Source organism: Nostoc sp. (assembly GCF_035638895.1).
Lineage (GTDB): Bacteria > Cyanobacteriota > Cyanobacteriia > Cyanobacteriales > Nostocaceae > Nostoc.
This window is the reverse complement of sequence record NZ_DASQZC010000504.1, coordinates 1-1,922: the sequence shown is the minus strand read 5'-3', so window position 1 is coordinate 1,922 and position 1,922 is coordinate 1. Positions and strand designations below refer to the sequence as shown.

1 protein-coding gene is annotated in these 1,922 nt (G+C 65.6%); it reads right to left on the bottom strand.

Going from position 1 to position 1,922, the window contains the following annotated elements; genetic code table 11:
- Window positions 1-123: 123 nt before the first annotated feature.
- Window positions 124-1,767, bottom strand: a complete 1,644-nt coding sequence (locus VE944_RS25075; protein ID WP_324983495.1) for an IS1634 family transposase — start codon at window positions 1,765-1,767, stop codon at window positions 124-126.
- Window positions 1,768-1,922: the final 155 nt, after the last annotated feature.

The following is a 1,922-nucleotide window of genomic DNA, read 5'->3' as shown; positions in this document are numbered from 1 at the left end:
AGTAGGCGTTCGACAGCGGCACCTGACACGGTCTACGTAAGTGATTGTGATATCATGGGATACGTCAAGGCCGCTCCGGGCGCGTGTACAACACGTCCGGAGCGGCCTCTTGTTCCTAACGCTTTACGCTGATGCGACTTGCAGGATTTGTGGAGGCATCGAAGCCTTGCAACAATTCAAAAGGTCGCGCTCTGCCCGGGTCAGCGCCTTCGTCTGAAGGACCGATGCACGGTCGGTGGTGAGCTCGGTAAGGGAAATCCTCTCCACCTCTTCACGGATCTGTTCCCAGCCAAGCTGCGCCCGGTTCTCCGCGACCCGGACCAGCAGGTAGGCAAGGACGCAGATGTGCACGTGGGCGGTGATGCGATCGGGTGCGCGGTGCTGGACGGGCTCGAGGTCCAGCACGCTCTTCATCGAGCGGAAGGCACGCTCCGCTCTCCAGAGGTCGCGGTAGCCCTGCACGAGCTCTTCCGCCGGCAGGTCGAGTTCGTTGGTCATCAGCACGTACTTTCCGTCGTGCCGCGCCGCCGCCGCGACCTTGGCCGGGTCGATCCGGAGCGTTCCGTCCGCGGCCTTCACCAGGTAACGGGCGTAGCCGGGCGTGGAGAGCATAGAATGCGCGCCGCGCGTGTCGCCGGCGCCATCGCCTTTCTTCTGCTTCGCAAGCTTCGCCTTGAGCCGTTCCAGGATGGTGGCGCGCGTGCGGGCATCGTGCTCAGCCCGCGCCTCGCTTCGGCAGAGCAGGTAGCGCAGGGTGCGGCCGCCGTCGGCGATCTGCGTCTCCTTCACGCCCAGTCCTTCGCGTACCGGGCGGTAGCGCCCGCGCAAGGAGAGCATGTGCGCCTCCAGCGCGGGATCGGTCCGGATCGGACAGCCCAGGAGGTACCCCAGGCGGCGCGACTCGAGGAAGTCCAGGTTTGCCTGGCTCACCATCCCCCGGTCGCCGACGAAGAGGAAGCGCCGGGGCCGCAGACCCAGGAGGTCGCGCGTGACCTCCTCCACCGTGGTCTTGTCGATGCGGTTGCCGGGATAGACCCAGTGGCGCACCGGGATGCCGTCCCGGTTGATGGCCAGCGCCACCACGATCTGCGGCAGGTCGGGGCGCTTCTTCTTGGAATGGCCGTGGCGCCGCAGCCCTCCCTCGGGGTCTGCCTCGTCGAGATAGAAGCTGACACTGGTCGTGTCGTAGAACAGGACCGACACGTCGGCGCTGAGCAGGTCGGTCACCTGGAAGTACAGGTGCTCCTGCAATTCGGGCATGGCGCCGTGGAGGAAGTCCATGGCGCGATACAGGTGCTGTACGTCGAGCTCGGCGCCTCCGCGCTCGAGCCCGGGGATCCAGGCGCTGTCGCCGGCCCAGCGGGAGCACGCAAGCTTCGAGGCCGGGGCAAGGGCGCGGTGCGCGACCAGGGCGAAGATCGCCCGCTCCACCGGCTGGGCGAAGGAGCGCGCTTCGAGCGCATGGGAGAAGAACTCGTCCAGCTTCAGCTCCCGCCAGAGTGAATCGAGCAGATGCGTGCCGCCGAGGCTCCACGTGCGGGTCACCCGCAGCCCTGAGGCGGCCGGGGGCTGGGTGGGATCGATGTACCGGCTGAGCTGCTCGACGAGGCGCCGTATCTGCTCGAGGTCGAGCTGATCCGTACGGCCGAAGGAGTGAAGGATGCGCGTCTGGACGCGGCCTTTCGCGTCCCGCTCGCCTTCGACGAGCTGGAGGTAGCGGGTGTCAGGGCCGCGCTTGCGGGGTGAGACGACTTCGCGGAGGTACATGTGCAACAGGATACGCGTGATCCTGATGCATAGTCAAGCACCTAATAGAATCCATGTACAACACGTTTTCAGCGAATCCAACGTTTTGAAGAGAAAAACCTCACCAACGGGGCCAATCCGGACTGCCGCGTGTAGCTACGACTGTCGAACGCCTA